Origin of the sequence: Streptomyces sp. NBC_01384, assembly GCF_045040035.1 — a bacterium.
Classification (GTDB): Bacteria; Actinomycetota; Actinomycetes; order Streptomycetales; family Streptomycetaceae; genus Streptomyces.
Genome location: NZ_CP109559.1, coordinates 9,763,557 through 9,778,858 on the forward strand (window position 1 = coordinate 9,763,557; position 15,302 = coordinate 9,778,858).

A 15,302-nucleotide genomic window follows, 5' to 3' on the forward strand; every position below is an offset into this window, starting at 1 on the left:
TCAGGCGGCGAGTTCGCCGGACTGGAGTCGCCAGAGGGATGCGTAGAGTCCGTGCTGGGCCAGGAGTTCGTCGTGGGTGCCCTGCTCGGCCACGACTCCGCCCTTGTCCATGACGTAGATCCGGTCGGCGTGGCGGACCGTGGAGAGCCGGTGGGCGATGATCACCATGGTCCGGTCGGCCGCGAAGACGCGGAGCGTGCGCTGGATGGCCGCCTCGGTCTCGTTGTCCACGGCGGAGGTGGCTTCGTCGAGGATCACGACCGGCGCGTCCTTGAGGATCGCGCGCGCCAGCGCGATCCGCTGCCGCTGGCCGCCCGAGAGGGCGGCGCCGCGTTCGCCGATCACCGTGTCGTAGTCGTCCGGCAGTGTCGCGACGAAGGTGTGTGCCTCGGCCTTCATGGCCGCCTCGACCACGGCCTCGTCCGAGGCGCCGAAGCTGCCGTAGCGGATGTTGTCGGCGATGGTGCCGTCGAAGAGGAAGGGGTCCTGGGCGACGAACCCGATCGCGTGGCGCAGATCGTGCCGCGGCAGGTCGCTCACGTCCCGCCCGTCGAGCAGCACGCTGCCGAGCTCCGCGTCATGGAATCGCATCAGCAGCTTGGCGATCGTCGTCTTGCCGGAGCCGGTGGCCCCGACCAGGGCGGTGACCTGCCCGGCGGAGATGGTCAGCGAGAGGTCCTCCAGCGCCGGCGGCCGACCGGGGTAGGCGAAGGTCACGTCGTTGAGGACGAGCTCCCCGCGCACCTCCTCGACGTCGAGCGGTCCGCCGGTGCCGTCGGTCTCGGCGGGTAGGGCGCGCAGCCGCTGGACCCGGTCGTAGGCGGTGATCGTGCGCTGGTACTGGTCGACGATGCCGCCGAGCCGGTTCATCCGCAGCAGCACCATCTGGGGCAGCCCGATCAGCGGGCTGAACACCTCGAACGGCAGGCTGCCGTTGAGCACCGACCGGCCGCCGATCAGCAGGGTTCCGGCCATCGAGCCGGTCGTGCAGATCCGCACGATCTCGGCGTGGCGGATCGTGCTCCGGTCGGTCTGCTCGTTGCTCTCCTGAGCCTCCCCGCTCAGCCGGTCGATGCGCTCGGCCTCGTAGTCCTCGGTGCAGAAGCTCTTGACGGTGGTGCCGGCCTCCAGCGTGTTCACCAGCTGGCTGTGCAGCCTGGCGCGGTGTTCGCCGGAGACGGCGTAGTCGGCCGTGACCCTGTCCTGGTAGTGGACCGACAGCCAGGCGATGACCGGGATGGGCAGGAACGCGACCCAGGCGATCTGCGGTGCCAGCAGCAGGAACAGCGGCACCAGGAGGGCCACGCTGGTGCCCAGTTGCAGCAGGTCGTTGGCCGAGGTGGCGAAGAAGGTGCCCAGCTGGCGGACGTCGTCGGTGAGCGCGCCGGCGATCCGGGTGGTCCGCTCGCCTTCCAGGTGCCGCAGTTCGAGGTGCTGCACATGGGCGTACGTCCGGTTGCGCCAGTCGTGCTCGATGTCCTGGCCGAGCCGGCGCCACTGGAGGTTCGAGGAGTACGAGAGGCCCGCCACGGCGGTACAGGCGACAGCCACCAGCACTGCCAGTCCCCAGAGTTGAGCGGACGCGGTGGTCAGACCGAAGCGGACGAGCGGAGCGGCCTCGCCCTTGATGAGGACCAGCGCGGACCAGCCGAGGAAGGTGCCGAGCGCCATCTCCGAGACCTGGCAGGCGACCGACAGGGCGGAGGCGCGGTAGAGACGCCGGCGGTGCGGCCCGACGATCTCCAGCAGGGGGTGTCGTTCCGTTCCCGTTCCGGGCAGGTCCTGGGTCGCGTCGACCGTTCTGTGCCAGGCCTTCCGGACGACGGCCGCGGTCGCCGCCGCCACTCCGCCCAGCGCTACCAGCTGCTTGCTCAGCGCCGACCCGCGGACCAGGGCGATGCCGGCCGCCACCCCACCCCCGACGGCGAGCACGGGGCGTACAACGCCGAGATCCGCGCGCGGGGCCGGCTCGGCGGCGGGCCGTGCCGGGGACGTACGCCCCGCTCCGGCCGAGCCCTCCACAACCAGGGTGACGGCTTTGCGGACGAGCCGGCCGACGTCCGCGGCCTTCACCCACGCGTCGTGCCGGACGAGGACCCCGCCGGTGACCGGGCTGGCCTGCACCTCGGTGATCCCGGGAAGGCGTCGCAGGGTCGCGGCGAGGACCACGGCCGCCTGAGGCCGCCCGAGAACCAGTTTGACGTCCCAGCGCTGGCGGCCCGGAATGACCGAACGCAGGCGTACGTCCAAATCCACGGAGCGATATCCGGCTGCGGCACCCAGCAGAGATGGCATGTGAACGATCACCTTTGTGGAGGTCGCAAAAACCGTGACGAGTGCGACGGATTAACGCGACAGAGCGGAAAGTCTGGGGAATGCGATGCGGTCGGCAGGTGCGCGGCCGACCGCCACTCGGGCGCATTTATCCGAGCCCGCGTGACGGCCCGGGCCGCTGGAAAAACCGTCAGCGTGCCTTGGCGGCGGCAGCGGTCGCGCGGATCTTCGGAGCCCTCGCCTCGGCGTCGGCCCGGGCGGCGGCCTCGTCCTGCTCGCGCTTCGCAGTGCTGCTCTCGGCGGCTTGCTGACCGTCACCCGAACGGGCTTCGTCGTCACCGGCGGCGAGCTGCGCGGCCACCATCTCGGCGGCCACCTCGGCCGCAAGGTCGTGGATGTTCTCTCCGGCCTCAAGGGTCGCCTTCCGCACCTCAAGGGCGAGACCGACGGACGTCTTGACGACGCCGCGCATCAGCGGCTTGAGGAGACGCTTGGCCAGTGGCGCGGCGATGAGGCCGATCAGGAAGGGCGGTACTACGGGCGGCATGATGTTCCATCCTCGCTACGGATACGTATGACAGGGACCCCGGGCACTGCGAACACCGAAGCAGCACACAGCTGGGCGGGCGGAAGCACCGATTTTCAGAATTCGTGATTCCCCTACCGGGTTGAATTCCTCATTCATGGGTTCCGGAACTCGCTCTTCCACTACGGTAGTCGAGTCATGTCCATCGAGGCCAAATGGTCTCGGCTGATTTCACTCATGTGAGTGCTCTTGATCTTCCCGATCAACATTGATTGCAGTATGCATACTTCCCGGACGATGCGCTGGGCTTATTTTCCTACGTACCGAGAATTGCCGTGCGCCTTCTCCCGGCGTACGGAGGTGCTCCTCCCGCGTCCACCTGTTCCAGCCGTGCGTATGCCTCGGCCAGGAAGGCCGGACGGACTTCTACCGGGCCCTCGGATTCGGTGACTCCGGTGTGGGTCCACCGCTCTGCGGGCGTGACAACAGAGGTTGAGTCCGAAGACCTGCCGGCACCTCCGCACCCCGGCGCGGAGGACATCCGTAGGTCAGGCTCCGCGCATGAGCTCCGACCCCCGACCCCCGACGCATACCTGTGCTCCGCACCCCGCTCTTCTCCTCACGCCCATCCTGCTGCTCACCGCCTGCGGCTCCGCCGACGGCGACGCCCCGAAGCCGGAGAAGACCTCTGCCGCCGGCTCCCCGGTCACGATCGACAACTGCGGTCACCAGCCCTTCAGTTGTAGTTCGGCGATCAGGTTCACAGGGTAACTCCCTGTTATGGACGACTGGTCCGGCGATGTGGCACAAGTAGCTGAGTGGGATGCTGAGTTGGAGGAGTTGCTGCGGCAGGTCGGCGACGTCTTCCCCCGGGCGGATCTGCGGCGGCGGGCGAAGGCGTGTGTGCGCGGGCTGTTGGGCCCGGTCTCCCGCAAGAATGGCTGGCAGCTGGCCGAGTACGCCGGCTGGCGGCGCCCCGATGGGCAGCAGCACTTACTGGACCGGGCGAAGTGGGACGTCGATGAGCTGCGCGACCGCGTCCGCCGGTATGCGCTGGACGGGCTGGCCGACAGCGCGGGCGGGGTGCTGGTCATCGATGAGACCGGGTTCGCCAAGAAGGGCAAGACTTCCGTTGGCGTGGCCCGGCAGTTCACCGGCTCACTCGGCGGCGTCTTTCCTTGCCAGATCGGGGTGTTCGCCGCGTGGGCCACCACTCGCGGGGCAACCCTGGTCGACCGGGAGATCTACCTGCCGCAAGTCTGGACAGGCGATCGCGAGCGGTGCGCGGCTGCGCAGGTGCCCGAGACCGTCGGCTTCGCCACCAAACCCCGCCTCGCCGAGAAGATGATCGACCGGATTCTCCCCGGGCTTCCGGAGAACACCTGGCTGGCCGCCGACGAGGTCTACGGTCGTGACGGCGGCTTCCGCTCCTTCGCCGAGAGCCGCCAACTGCCGTACGTGGTCAACGTCTCCAGCGCCCAAACAGTGCTGCCCCGACCGGGCTGGCGGCGTATCGACAAGCTGGCCGCCGCCGCGGACGACAGCGAGTGGCAGCTGATCGAAGCCGACCCGAGCCAGACCGGCTCCCGCTGGTGGCAGTGGTGGGTCCGCCGGATTGCCGACCCGGAGGAGCCCGTGGGCAGCGCGGTGCGGGGGCAGCCCTGGCCGAGCCGATGGATGATCGCCCGACGCCGCCCCGAAACGCCCGACGACCTCGACTACTACCTGGCTTGGGGCCCGGCCGGCACCCCGCCGGAACACCTGGCCCACGTCGCCGGCGCGCGCTGGCGGGTGGAAGACGCGATCAAACTCGGCAAGCATCAGTGCGGGCTGGCCGACTACGAGGTGCGCCACTGGCACGGCTGGTACCGGCACATCACCCTGTCGATGCTGGCCGCCGCATTCCTGGCGGTACAGGCCGCCACAGACGACGCCGACGCCCCCGCACCGCTCCGGGAAGCCCTCAGCGGTGACGAGCCTGATGAGGAGCCCAAAGGGGGGAGCACGAGGACATCATCAGCCCCGAACAGCTCATCCCCTACACCGCGGCCGAGATCCGCAAGCTCCTTACGCTCATCCACCCGCCGCCCCCACCCGAGCACGGTCGGCCGCCCACGGACTGTGGTGGTCACGCTGGCGACGACATCACCAGGCCGACGCCAACGAGCACCATCGCAGACGCCGGACTCGCGAACTCGCCCTGAACTACAACTGAAGGGCTAGGTGGCTGGTGTTTTTCGAGTCGGATCCCAGATTGCGAGACGATGTTCGACTCGAAATCAGGTAGCTCGCCCCAAAATCAGCTGTATCGCTATCTGAGATTTTCCCGTTTAACACCGGCCACCTAGCGCGGCGCAGGGCTGGTCGGCCTCAACGGCTTCGCCGTTGAGGCCGAACTGGTGCGGGTCGCCGCCGGGTGCCTCGATGCGTCCGGCGTCGGCCGGCCCGCTGGCCTTCATGGGGTCGAACCCGGTCACCGCGGCGATTTCATGCGCGTGGTCGACGAGTCGCCGGAGGCGTCGTCTGTCTTCAGGGCAGGCTCGGCGGACGGGACACGGGTGCCTGTTGGTGCCGGACGGTGAGATATCCGGCCGCCAGCAGCGCCAGCACGGTTACGCATTCGGTGACGATGCTGATGAGCGCCTGCGGCGCGGGTTGCAGGCCGTGTTCGATGAATCCGAAGACGCCTATGGTGCGTGAGGCGGCGAAGCCGGTGAGCGCGCCGAGGGCCGTGCCCGCTGCGGCAAGGTGGATGACCGCAGGGGGGCGGAGGAGCACTCCTGCCACAAGGAGCGCTCCGAGGCCGAAGGAGGCCGCGGCTTGGAGCAGGAACAGGACGCCGACAGCGTGCAGGTAGCGGTAGCCGTCGAGGTAGAGCTGGGCGTGGACTGCGCCGCTGGTGGCGAGCGTCGCGCCGGCAGCGGCGGTGAGCAGTCTCGCCGCTGCGGGCGGGCGGGCTCCGGTCCGCGCGGGGGTGGGCCTGGATGCGAGCGCGGGGGCGTCGTTCATGCCAGCTCCCGATCGGTGATCTCCAGCGGGGTGGTGCCCTGTCGGTATTCGACGGTGCGGATGCCGAGGGCGGTGTGCAGTTGGCGGGCCGGGAGCACCTGCGGGGTCGGAGCGGGGGCCTGGCCGGGCTTGGGCAGCGGGTAGGCGGTCGTGGTGGCGGAGTGGAAGGTGACGTTGCCTTCCACTCGGCTGAACAACTGGTGGACGTGCCCGTTGAGTGCGGTGACGGAGGAGAATCGCTTGAGGAGGTTGAGGACCTGCAGCGCGTCGTCGGTGGACCAGCCCCATTGCGGGTACATGGCGAACAGCGGGATGTGGCTGAACACGACGATCGGGGTGTCGGAGGACAGGCCGGCGACGTCGCGGCGCACGAAGTCGATCTGATCGGTGCCGAGGTGTCCGAGCTTCTCCAGGCTGAGGGTGTTGACGAGCGCGATGAAGTGCACGCCGTGTGTGTCGAAGCTGTACCAGCCGTCGCCCTCGGTGCCGCGGGCGAAGGTCTGCCGGTAGGCGCGGCCGTGGTCGTCCACGGAGTCGTGCTCGCCGGGGACCGTGAACACGCGGTCGGTGCGCAGTGCGCTCATCATCTGCTTGACCTGGTCGAACTGTGCCCGGGTGGACAGGTGGGTCAGGTCGCCGGTGTGCATGACGAAGTCCGGTCGGAATCCCAGATTATTGACCTGGTCGATGGCGCGGGCGAAGGAGCCCGTGACGTCCGTGTTGGCGGGCCCGGTGAAGCCGATGTGGCTGTCGGAGACCTGCACGAAGCGCAGGGCGCCGGCATCGCCGTTCGTCGCGGCGGCGATGCTGTCGCGCGAGTCGGCGATGTGGCTGACGACCTCTCCGCCGGTGACGCTCAGCACCACGGCGGCGCCGAACCAGCCCGCATGGCGTGCGAACTGGCGTCGGGTCATAGGGGCGGTCACCGGGTCACCGTCACCGTGGCCGTCATGAACGGGTGGATGGTGCACAGGTAGCTGTAGGTGCCCGGGGTGGTGAACGTGTACGAGTAGCTCTGCCCGGTGTTCAGCGGCTGCGAGTTCAGCGGTCCGGCGTTGTTCTGGCCGGTGACGGTGTGCGCGTCGGTGTCCTGGTTGGTCCAGGTCACCTTGGTGCCGACCTTCACCGTGATGGAGGCGGGCGCGAAGGCGAAGTTCTTGATGGCCACGCTGTCGGTGACAACCGGTGCCCCGGCCGGTGTCCGCGCGCCGGTGCTCGTCGGCGTCGGCATCGTCATCGTGGGCATGGAAGCGGGTGCGGATGGCTGCGCGGCGCCGGTTGCGGTGGCGCCGGGCATCCCGGCCAGGCTCGACTCGCTGGAGCCGGGGGTGATGGCGGTGGCCGTGGTCGACGCGGTGCTGTGCGCGGGGCTGGCGCATGAGGCCAGGGTCAGCCCGGCCGCCGCGAGCAGCGCGGCCACGGCGCTGGCCCGGCGCATGGGAAGGGAGTTGTTCATTGGTTCAGCTTTCTGATCGGCCCCGGACGGGCGCGGATGAAGACCTCGATCTGGATTTCGGCGTATGGCGGCGAGGCGCATCTGCCGCGGCCCGTCGCCGTCGCAAGGGGGATACGGGCAGGGGTTACACCGGCATCGCGTACGGCTGTAACCCCCGCCCGTATCTCTAGGCGGGGAGAATCGACGGAGGGTCAATCGATGCCGAGAGAACAGATCGGGTGCACGCCGCGCTCTACCATGAGCCGTGGCCGGTCGCCGGAGGTTCGCAGCGCTCAGACAGGTCGGCCGAGGCATGATCTCGCGGGCTGACACCGCGGTGCCGGCGTCCCGCCCCTCGATACTGCCGTGGGCGGCGTATCCCGACTGGGAGGCGATCTACGCTGACAACGTGGGGCGGATCTACCGGTTGATGTTCGCGAAGGTCGGCAACCGTCCGGACGCCGAAGACCTGACCTCGCAGGTGTTCACGGCCGCGCTCGGGCCGTTGCGCCCCGGCGCCGAGATCGGCCAGGTACGCGCCTACCTGACGGCAACCGCGCGTACCGTGCTCGCCGAGCACTGGCGGCGCACGCTCGGCCACCAGGTCACCGAGATCGACCCCGACGACATCGACCTCGCCGATCAGGCACCCGGCGCCGGGGAGGCCGACAACGCCGGTGCCGACGCGCATGCCCAGCGCATCCTGGAGGCGCTACCGGAACGGTACCGGCAGATTCTTGTCCTGAGATTCCTGCGCGGGTACACCATTCGGCAGGCCGCAACGGAACTCGGGGTCACGGTCACGAACGCGAAGGTCCTCCAGCACCGCGCCTTGCGCGCGGCCGCCCGCGTGGAGAACAAGGCCGACAAGGAAGGGGAAGCGCCATGAGACGGCAGGCAGTAGACCGCTACGTGGAACGGCTGCTCGGCCGACGCCACCCCAAGCCGTTCGCGGCCACCGAGGACGAACTGGCCCTCGTGCGCACCGCCATCGACCTGGCGGCCGCCGGACCGGACGCCCAGGGCCCCGCCCCCGCGTTCGTCGACCGGCTGCGCCACCAGTTGCGCGAACACGAGCAGGCACAGGCGGCCACGCCCACACCACAGCCGGCGTGGCGCACCCCGCCACGCCGTCGACTCCTGGCTGCGGGCGCGCTCACCGCCACCGGCGCGCTGGCCGGCGTGGCCGCGGACCAGTTCCTCCAACGGCGCGACGAGGGCGCGCAGGCACAGCAGCCCGGCCCGTCCGCAGAACTCGTCCCCGTCACCGGCAGCTGGCAGCCGGTCGCCCAAACCACCGAGGTTCCCGAGGGGGCCGTCGTCGCCTTCGACCTGGGCACGGTGACCGGATTCGTCCGCCGTACCGACGGGCGCATCCGTGCCGTCTCGGGCAACTGCACCCATCAAGGCTGTCGACTCGACCTCGACAGCGCACACGACAGACTCGCCTGCCCGTGCCACGGAGCGACCTTCAGCCTCGCCGGCGTGAACCTGACGCGTCCGCACCAATCCGGCGAGCCCCTGCCCGCGCTACCGCGGCTCCCCGTGCGCGAACTCGACGGCACGATCCAGATCTATGCCCCGGCTGTCAGCCACTCCTCGAAGTCGACCGCGTAACGTTCGTCACGAGAACGGCTTTGTGAGGGAGCCAAGCGCTGAAGCGCCGGCCCGACGGCCAGCGCACGCCGGTTGAGAGGAAGCCTAGGAGACAGCGCAACGGTCGGCTTCCCGGGGTAGCTGTGAGGATAGCGATTTCGCATGAAAGGCAAGGCTTCATCTCCAGGACATTCGGTGTCATCTCCCGCAGCGCCGGTCCGATGACGCCCACCGAAGTGGCGGCACGAACGGGCCTGCCGGCCAGCAGCGTCACCCGGGTGCTGGACCGACTGGAGAAGGGCGGGTACATCGTCCGTGGCGGCGTCCCCAACGACCGCCGCAAGACCACCGTCGAGGTGGTCGAGGCGAAGGCGGCCGAGATCGGGCAGCACTACAGCGGCAAGATCGACCAGATCAGACAGCTCAACGCCAAACGGACCGACGCCGAGATCGCCGTAGTGATCTCGTACCTCAGTGAACTCGTCGCTGGTCAATGAACGCAGCCAATGTTGTCGGCGTGTTCCTGCCGATCGCCCCCAGCCTTCGTACTGAGTCCATCGGGTCGAGGGCCGCTCCAGACAGCGGCTGTGCCCCGCAGACGTGGCGGTGGGTTTGCCATCATCTCGGTCCTACCTCTCCATGTGGTCGCCACCGGTCGTGCAGGCCGGCTGCGAGCTTCGCGGCCGGCTCGTCCCAGGTGCCAAGGTGACGCCCGCGGCCGTGCAGGCGGCCAATGCGGCAGAGAGAGGCGATGGCGCGGAGCAACGCGATGTCCGATCTGCAACAGGGCTGCCGTGCATGCCATGGCGAGCCTCGGTGATAGCACGGTCAGAAGCCGGGGGCGGAGCCGACGAAGAACCACAAGGCGGCTGTGTACCACATCAGTGCGATAGCGGTGACCAGGGCGCCGCCGGCGGCCGGAAGCGCCCAACCGGGCAGTCGGCGGCTGTGTACCACCAGCACCTTGGCGACGAACGCGCCGTACAGGACGCAGCCCGTGATGGAGTGCACCGCCACTCGGCTGTTCGTCAAATCGACTCCGTAGGCGGTGATGCAGTGGTAGGAGATGGGCAGCGAGAGCAGAAAGGCAAGGAGGCCGATGAGCCGGTGTGTGGGGTGCACCCGGTGCGGTGCGGCCCCCGCTCCCGGTAAGCGCCGGTACATCCACAGCCCGAGCAGCAGTTGGACGACCGCGAGTGCCATCAGAGCGCTACCCAGGCGCGCCTTGAGATCGATGACGCCGACGCCGTGCCGCCCGAACAGGCCGCTGGTGTAGTCGGGTGTGTGCGTGCGGCCGAACGCATACACCCCCACCGCGACCGCGACCGGCAGCAAAGCAGCCAAAAAGCGCGCCACCGTTCGTGCGGGACGCCGCATCCGCGCGCCCGTGTGCCCGGTCATCAGTCCCCCATCAATCGGGTTCGACCTTGCTGCCGGATGCGTTTACGACGTACCACTGTGGCGCCGGAGGCGCTGGTTTCCTCGCCGTTGGTGTCACCGGCCGTCGTGTCACCCGCGAAGCAGTGCAGCGGGTGCCCGGTGTAGGTCACTTGAGTGATGCCGTTGGAGCGTTTCGAGGTGCTGATCAGGTTGCTCCTGGCAAAGGGGGCCGCCTTGGGCGTGCCGGAGGTGAGCGGCGGCGGCCAGGCAAACGCGCATGCTCCGCCGCCGGTCGGCGTAGTCGACTTGGCGGCCTTGGGGAGGTAGAGCGTGCGCCCCTTGGCGTCATCCAGGATGGGGCCGAGCTTGCTGGAGTGCACCGTGGCCGTGCCAGTGGCGGCGGCCGCGCTGCCGGGTGCGGCCGAGCCGATGTATACGGGGATGTCCGCTGACAGCGCTCCAGATGTGGGCCTGGCGCAGGCGGACGAGATCGTCCGGCTGGGACAGCCGCTTGCAGCAGCAAGCGGCACGGCGGAATCCTCCGGTACCGCCGCCGCGGCCATTCCTTTCATGAGCGCTCCATGGTGTCGGACGGCGCATCCAGGCAGCCGCGGGAAACGACCCCGGCGGACCTCTTCTCCCAGTTGGCCCCGGGTGCTCGGGTCCTGTCCACTCCAACTGGTCCGCCTGGGCAGTCGCTGCTCCATTGGCGAGGTCCCCGTTTACCTGACTTTGGCTCGTCAGACATCCCATGGCGTTGAGATGTCAAGCGGTAGTGGCGAGGGTTGCGTGGTGTGACCATGCGGTGGCCTCGTAGTAGAGGGTGCGGGCCTTGAGGCATCCGTGGAGGATGCCCACGAGTCGGTTACCGAGCTGGCGCAGGGCGGGGTTGTAGCCGGCGTCGCGGGCGCGCTGTTTGTCGTAGTAGCGGCGGGCGCCGGGCGAGGTGTTCAGGGCGGAGAACGCCTGCTTGTGGTGGGCGTCGGCGAGGCGGTCGTTGTCCGAGCCAGTGGTACCCGATGCGCCGGGACCACTGGCTTCTGGCCACTGCCATGCTGTGCATGGTTGTCGCGCGGTGGGGGCGGTCAGAGATGACGTGCCACGAAATCGGCCACCTGGGTGCCGAGTTGCTGGCCTGCGCGGTTGTCGAGGGAGGTGTGCTGGCCGGACCAGATCCGGCTGAGCCACGCTTCGGTGGCGGCGTCCTGGAAGCCGGCGAAGGTTCGGGTGACGCCCTTCGATGTCACCGCGAGATGATGCCGCGCACCGTAGAACCCGGCGAGCGTCGTTGCCGCAGCCTGGCTGAGAGCGCCGTGAGCGCCGGGATAGGACGGATCCGGTGCGGTCGGCAGCAGGGGGGTCCAGTTGGGATCGCCGACGATGCTCGGGTTGTAGTGCGTACCGCCGAGCCGGATGGCGGTCACGGGCCGCCATACGCGGTAGGCGTACTTGGCGTCGTACATCGCGATTGTGGTGTCGGCGAGGGACAGGTCGAGCCGGGCGAAGACCTTCACCGCCTTCTCCAGGCTCGCGTTCTGGGAGGTGACAAGGCCCTGCGCGACCTGGTTCCAGACGTTCCAGACGGGTGCCGCCGCCCAGAACTTCGCGGCTGCCGTCTGATCGGGGGTGCGGGTGGTACTGGTCTTGCTCCCCAGGCTCTTGACCTCGTTCAAGGCGGTGGCGTAGGCGGCGCCGCTCACGGCCGGCGGCGGTGCCGGGCGGAACTGGCGTCCGCTGGCCAGCACGAACGGCTTGACCGAGCCCCAGTTGGTGAACACCGGTGCCGGGAAGTTGGGAGGGGTGGGCCGGTAGTCACCGGCCTTGTTGCCGGGGCGGAACCGCGGCGGCTCGGCTGAGGACCCGTCGTGGGACCGCAGGCTGATCAGTCGGCGGGCGACCGCGGCTCCCACACCAATGCCCGCCTGCTTGCCCGGGCCGCCCGGAATCGCGGACAACTGGCTGCTCAGCAGCTGGTCCACGCCTGCGCGCTTGGCCGGGTACAGGGCGACCAGCACATTGTGGGCTGCCTGGTCCGCTGCGGCATCCGCACGAGCGCCTCCTGGCGCCGACACCGAGAACACGTAGGCGGGGCCGGCCCGGGTGATCGATACCACGGCGTCGTACTCGGCGGCCTGGAGAAGCGCGAAGCTGCGCGTGGGCTGGACGGTGGACGGCTGCGCCTTCGGATCGCCGAGGATGGTGATGAGCTCGCGGTTCCACTCCACGACCGACATCCCCGACCCCGTCGCGGCGGTGCGCAGGGCCGGCGAGTGAGCGGTGGTGGACCCGAAGGCCGGGCTGGTGAGTCCGGCTGCCAGCGCGGTTCCGGCAAGTATGGCGAGTGTCTTCTGCTTTCCACCCATGTTCTGTGGCTCCTTGTCGCTGGTGGCGGGCTGTGGCAACTGGTGGTCATGCATGTCGCCCATCTGGGCCAGCCACTGCGGACCACACGGTCAGCGGGCACCACGGATCGAGCGGGGAGTCCGCAGCACGTGGGCAAAGAAGTACTCCGGACACCTGCTCCGGAGTACGACGGGGACTGCGAGGCCGGTTCCCGTCTGACTTACTCCTGGGCTGGGGGCCGGTCGTTGGAGAACTGCGACTGGACTCACCGGGACACTGGCCCACGAGGCGGCACGCGTCACCCACACCAACGTTTCGGAGGGCTGACCGGGCGCGAATGGTCCTGCAACCTGATCACCTCTTTACGTCATCAAGGTCGCTTGCCAGATACAGCCTGCAGGGATCCGATCCACGCCGCAACTCCGGCATTGTGGTCAGCCCGCGCCAGGTGACGTCGTACGCGAGCAGCCCGTTGCGACGAACGGCGGAACGTTTCCAGGTCAGTCGCACCACGGCCGCGGGCTGGTCAGGCCAGTGACATCGGCGAGATCGGCCAGCAGGCGGGATCCGGCGTGGCTGACCACCCCGTGACCGTCGGCCGACACGACGAGCTTGGGACGCGACCGGGTAGGGCGCACGCAGAAAGTGCCTTCCTGCTGTGATGACAGAGACCCTCGACAAGCCTCATCTTCCCAGTTCAGGCAGTTCAGGAGGCACTTTCGCTACTCCGATCAAGGCTCGGACACCGCCGCCAATGAAACGCGCAGGCTAGAGCCGATCATCTCGTGCAGACCCCTCGTCTCCGCGGTCGCTGTGGATCACGCAGCCGGGTTCCAGGCGACCCAGTGCGACGGCCATGTCCAGGGCGTCGACGACGAGTTCAGCGCGATGGTGGTCGGCCATCGAGTACCCGATGATCTCGCGCGTGGCCAGGTCCAGCCACGAGGCGAGATAGAGCCAGCCCTCGGCCGTGGGGATGTAGGTGATGTCCCCGACGATCTTCGTTCCGGGGCGGGTGGCGGTGAAGTCCCGGCCGATGAGGTCCGGCGACGGGGCGGCCTTGGTGTCGGCCTTGGTCAGGCTGCGGCGGCCGGTGCGCCGGCTGTTCCCGGCGATGCCGTGTTCTCGCATGACCCGTGCCACCCGCTTGCGGTTGACCGGTCGGCCCTGCCGGCGCAGTTCGGCGGTGACGCGCGGGACGCCGTAGTTCCGCCGGGATGCGATGTGGATCACCGTGATCTCGTGCGCCAGGGCCTCATCGGCCCGCCGCCTCGCCTCGCGGGCTTCGGCTCCGGCCACCCACGCGTACTGATCTTTGACTACGGGCTTGACGCTGGTGGGGTGAGTTCGAGGCCGGTTCCGGCGAGGAATGCGGTGAGGAGGTCGGGGTGTCTCTGGATGTAGCGCAGTGCCGCTCGGGCTGCCTCGTGCAGCTCGGTAATCGAACGGAAGGCCCGGTTCGCGAGCCGCTCCTTCGCGTGGGCCCAGAGCAGTTCGACGGGGTTCAACTCCGGGGCGTACGAGGGCAACTGGACGACGGTGAGCCAGTCGTGCTGCTGCGCGTACTGTTTCACGTGCTTGCTGATGTGGCTGGAGTAGTTGTCCCACACGATGGTCACCGGGCCGTCCAGGCGGCGGTGGAGCAGGGCCAGGAAGCGCGGGAAGTCCTTCTTCGTGTACCCGCCCGCGGGCTTGACCGCGTAGATCAGCCTCGGTTCCTCACCGTGTCTGAAGCAGATCCAGGCGACCATGCTGATCTTGTCGTTGTGCTTCCCGGACAGTCGGAGCACCGGGGTGTGTCCCTTCTTGCCCCAGGTCCGGCGGACCGGTCCGTTCAGCCATGCTCCGGCTTCGTCCTCGAAGCAGATCCATCCTCCGGCGTCCCTGGCCTGCGCGGATGGGAGACCGCCGGCCACGTCTCCGTGCACCAAGCGGCGATCGCCTCCTCGTCGCGCTCGACGGCCCGTCGCGCCGGGACCTGCCAGGACCAGCCGAGGCGGTCCAGCAGCCGCCAGATGCCGGAGATCTCGTACACCACGCCGAAGCGCTCCTCGATCAGGCGGCCGACCCTCGCCAACGTCCAGCGCTGGTCGTCCCAGCCGTGCGCCGTCGGACCCTGCTTCAGCAGCCCGTCCAGCTCCGCCACCTGCTCGGCGCTCAGATACGAACGGCCGCCCATGCCCCGCGACAGCAGCGCGTCCCGGTCGCCCTCGCGCCACCGGCGCCGCCACTGGTCGGCCGCCTGCCGGGTCACCCCCCAGCACCCGCGCAACCTGCGAGGGCCGCATCCCCTGTTCGAATAGATCGGCCGCCATGAGGCGCCGACGCTCCAGATCAACTACGTCTGCCGGCTTGAGACTTCGAACCCCCATACAGCTGTTATGCCGCACTTGACCCGGTCAGCAACCGTCCGGTCAAAGATCAGTAGTACGTGGAGCGGGCCGTCTTCATCACCTTGCATAGCAGCACGACCGTGTAGTTCGCCTTCTCCGCGTGGATGAACCGGCATATCTCGCTCACCGGTCGCTCTCCTTCGCGAAGAAGGCGGTCGGTCGGGTGGCCCGGGGGAATTTCGCCCCCGGGCTCCCACAGATCCCGGCGTGACAGTCTCCCGTCACCGGGCTCCTATTGTGGGTCTTCGAACTTGATGGGGGTGCGGCGGTGACGGGCGGGCTCGCCGGTCACTCTGCGTGAGGTAGTTGGGGTGGCGGTACCCCGGACGCAAGGAGCCCGCGGGTC

The 15,302-nt window shown here is 68.8% G+C and carries 16 protein-coding genes; 5 read left to right on the top strand and 11 right to left on the bottom strand.

Features of this window, described 5'->3' with window-relative positions; genetic code table 11:
- Together OG747_RS44855 and OG747_RS44860 are read right to left on the bottom strand one after the other, a co-directional pair.
- Positions 1 to 2,295, bottom strand: coding sequence for an ATP-binding cassette domain-containing protein (locus OG747_RS44855; protein WP_405885119.1), 2,295 nt, complete (start codon positions 2,293 to 2,295; stop codon positions 1 to 3).
- A 169-nt stretch (positions 2,296 to 2,464) separates the two neighbouring features.
- A complete protein-coding gene (locus OG747_RS44860) occupies positions 2,465 to 2,821 on the bottom strand; it encodes a DUF5132 domain-containing protein (protein WP_405885120.1) in 357 nt (118 codons plus the stop codon).
- Positions 2,822 to 3,580: 759 nt separating this feature from the next.
- Between OG747_RS44860 and OG747_RS44865 the strand changes: the two genes are divergently transcribed.
- The gene (locus OG747_RS44865; protein WP_405885121.1) at positions 3,581 to 5,023 is read left to right on the top strand and encodes an IS701 family transposase; all 1,443 of its coding nucleotides are present in this window, start codon (positions 3,581 to 3,583) and stop codon (positions 5,021 to 5,023) included.
- A gap of 306 nt (positions 5,024 to 5,329) precedes the next feature.
- On the opposite strand, the gene OG747_RS44870 is transcribed toward OG747_RS44865, so the two are convergent.
- The 3 genes from OG747_RS44870 to OG747_RS44880 are packed head-to-tail and all read right to left on the bottom strand — an operon-like array spanning position 5,330 to position 6,977.
- Positions 5,330 to 5,809, bottom strand: coding sequence for a hypothetical protein (locus tag OG747_RS44870; RefSeq protein WP_405885122.1), 480 nt, complete (start codon positions 5,807 to 5,809; stop codon positions 5,330 to 5,332).
- Positions 5,806 to 6,735: a metallophosphoesterase family protein gene (locus tag OG747_RS44875; protein ID WP_405885123.1), complete on the bottom strand. Its 930-nt coding sequence runs from the start codon at positions 6,733 to 6,735 to the stop codon at positions 5,806 to 5,808. Before OG747_RS44875 ends, OG747_RS44870 begins: the two co-directional genes overlap by 4 nt.
- Complete coding sequence (locus OG747_RS44880) at positions 6,732 to 6,977, bottom strand: plastocyanin/azurin family copper-binding protein (RefSeq protein WP_405885124.1); 246 nt, start codon at positions 6,975 to 6,977, stop codon at positions 6,732 to 6,734. The genes OG747_RS44875 and OG747_RS44880 overlap by 4 nt, the downstream gene beginning before the upstream one ends.
- Here OG747_RS44880 and OG747_RS44885 point away from each other — a divergent pair.
- The 4 genes from OG747_RS44885 (at position 6,970) to OG747_RS44900 (ending at position 9,337) form a co-directional block, all read left to right on the top strand.
- Positions 6,970 to 7,281, top strand: coding sequence for a hypothetical protein (locus tag OG747_RS44885; RefSeq protein ID WP_405885125.1), 312 nt, complete (start codon positions 6,970 to 6,972; stop codon positions 7,279 to 7,281). The two genes, OG747_RS44880 and OG747_RS44885, sit on opposite strands and share 8 nt — an antisense overlap.
- Positions 7,282 to 7,557: 276 nt before the next feature.
- Positions 7,558 to 8,133: an RNA polymerase sigma factor gene (locus OG747_RS44890; RefSeq protein ID WP_405885126.1), complete on the top strand. Its 576-nt coding sequence runs from the start codon at positions 7,558 to 7,560 to the stop codon at positions 8,131 to 8,133.
- Complete coding sequence (locus OG747_RS44895) at positions 8,130 to 8,861, top strand: Rieske (2Fe-2S) protein (RefSeq protein ID WP_405885127.1); 732 nt, start codon at positions 8,130 to 8,132, stop codon at positions 8,859 to 8,861. Before OG747_RS44890 ends, OG747_RS44895 begins: the two co-directional genes overlap by 4 nt.
- A 122-nt stretch (positions 8,862 to 8,983) precedes the next feature.
- On the top strand, positions 8,984 to 9,337 hold the full coding sequence (locus tag OG747_RS44900; protein WP_405885128.1) for a MarR family winged helix-turn-helix transcriptional regulator: 354 nt from the start codon (positions 8,984 to 8,986) through the stop codon (positions 9,335 to 9,337).
- A gap of 331 nt (positions 9,338 to 9,668) precedes the next feature.
- Here OG747_RS44900 and OG747_RS44905 read toward each other — a convergent pair whose 3' ends face one another.
- The 6 genes from OG747_RS44905 to OG747_RS44930 all read right to left on the bottom strand — a co-directional run bounded on the left by OG747_RS44905 (position 9,669) and on the right by OG747_RS44930 (position 14,817).
- On the bottom strand, positions 9,669 to 10,241 hold the full coding sequence (locus tag OG747_RS44905; protein WP_405885129.1) for a DUF6529 family protein: 573 nt from the start codon (positions 10,239 to 10,241) through the stop codon (positions 9,669 to 9,671).
- On the bottom strand, positions 10,241 to 10,792 hold the full coding sequence (locus tag OG747_RS44910; protein WP_405885130.1) for a hypothetical protein: 552 nt from the start codon (positions 10,790 to 10,792) through the stop codon (positions 10,241 to 10,243). The genes OG747_RS44905 and OG747_RS44910 overlap by 1 nt, the downstream gene beginning before the upstream one ends.
- Positions 10,793 to 11,305: 513 nt before the next feature.
- A complete protein-coding gene (locus OG747_RS44915; RefSeq protein WP_405885131.1) occupies positions 11,306 to 12,583 on the bottom strand; it encodes a vanadium-dependent haloperoxidase in 1,278 nt (425 codons plus the stop codon).
- A 748-nt stretch (positions 12,584 to 13,331) separates the two neighbouring features.
- Positions 13,332 to 13,862 (bottom strand): IS3 family transposase, encoded by a 531-nt coding sequence (locus tag OG747_RS44920; RefSeq protein ID WP_405885132.1) that lies wholly within the window; start codon positions 13,860 to 13,862, stop codon positions 13,332 to 13,334.
- A gap of 20 nt (positions 13,863 to 13,882) precedes the next feature.
- Complete coding sequence (locus tag OG747_RS44925) at positions 13,883 to 14,491, bottom strand: IS630 family transposase (protein ID WP_405885561.1); 609 nt, start codon at positions 14,489 to 14,491, stop codon at positions 13,883 to 13,885.
- A complete protein-coding gene (locus OG747_RS44930) occupies positions 14,398 to 14,817 on the bottom strand; it encodes a winged helix-turn-helix domain-containing protein (protein ID WP_405885133.1) in 420 nt (139 codons plus the stop codon). The genes OG747_RS44925 and OG747_RS44930 overlap by 94 nt, the downstream gene beginning before the upstream one ends.
- Between the last annotated feature and the right edge of the window lie 485 nt (positions 14,818 to 15,302).

What these genes read in the sequence shown, in the direction of transcription:
- OG747_RS44855 (WP_405885119.1), bottom strand. Translation starts at nt 2,295, where the DNA reads ATGCCATCTCTGCTGGGTGCCGCAGCCGGATATCGCTCCGTGGATTTG.
- OG747_RS44860 (WP_405885120.1), bottom strand. Translation starts at nt 2,821, where the DNA reads ATGCCGCCCGTAGTACCGCCCTTCCTGATCGGCCTCATCGCCGCGCCA.
- OG747_RS44865 (WP_405885121.1), top strand. Translation starts at nt 3,581, where the DNA reads ATGGACGACTGGTCCGGCGATGTGGCACAAGTAGCTGAGTGGGATGCT.
- OG747_RS44870 (WP_405885122.1), bottom strand. Translation starts at nt 5,809, where the DNA reads ATGAACGACGCCCCCGCGCTCGCATCCAGGCCCACCCCCGCGCGGACC.
- OG747_RS44885 (WP_405885125.1), top strand. Translation starts at nt 6,970, where the DNA reads ATGGCCACGCTGTCGGTGACAACCGGTGCCCCGGCCGGTGTCCGCGCG.
- OG747_RS44890 (WP_405885126.1), top strand. Translation starts at nt 7,558, where the DNA reads ATGATCTCGCGGGCTGACACCGCGGTGCCGGCGTCCCGCCCCTCGATA.
- OG747_RS44895 (WP_405885127.1), top strand. Translation starts at nt 8,130, where the DNA reads ATGAGACGGCAGGCAGTAGACCGCTACGTGGAACGGCTGCTCGGCCGA.
- OG747_RS44905 (WP_405885129.1), bottom strand. Translation starts at nt 10,241, where the DNA reads ATGACCGGGCACACGGGCGCGCGGATGCGGCGTCCCGCACGAACGGTG.
- OG747_RS44910 (WP_405885130.1), bottom strand. Translation starts at nt 10,792, where the DNA reads ATGAAAGGAATGGCCGCGGCGGCGGTACCGGAGGATTCCGCCGTGCCG.
- OG747_RS44915 (WP_405885131.1), bottom strand. Translation starts at nt 12,583, where the DNA reads ATGGGTGGAAAGCAGAAGACACTCGCCATACTTGCCGGAACCGCGCTG.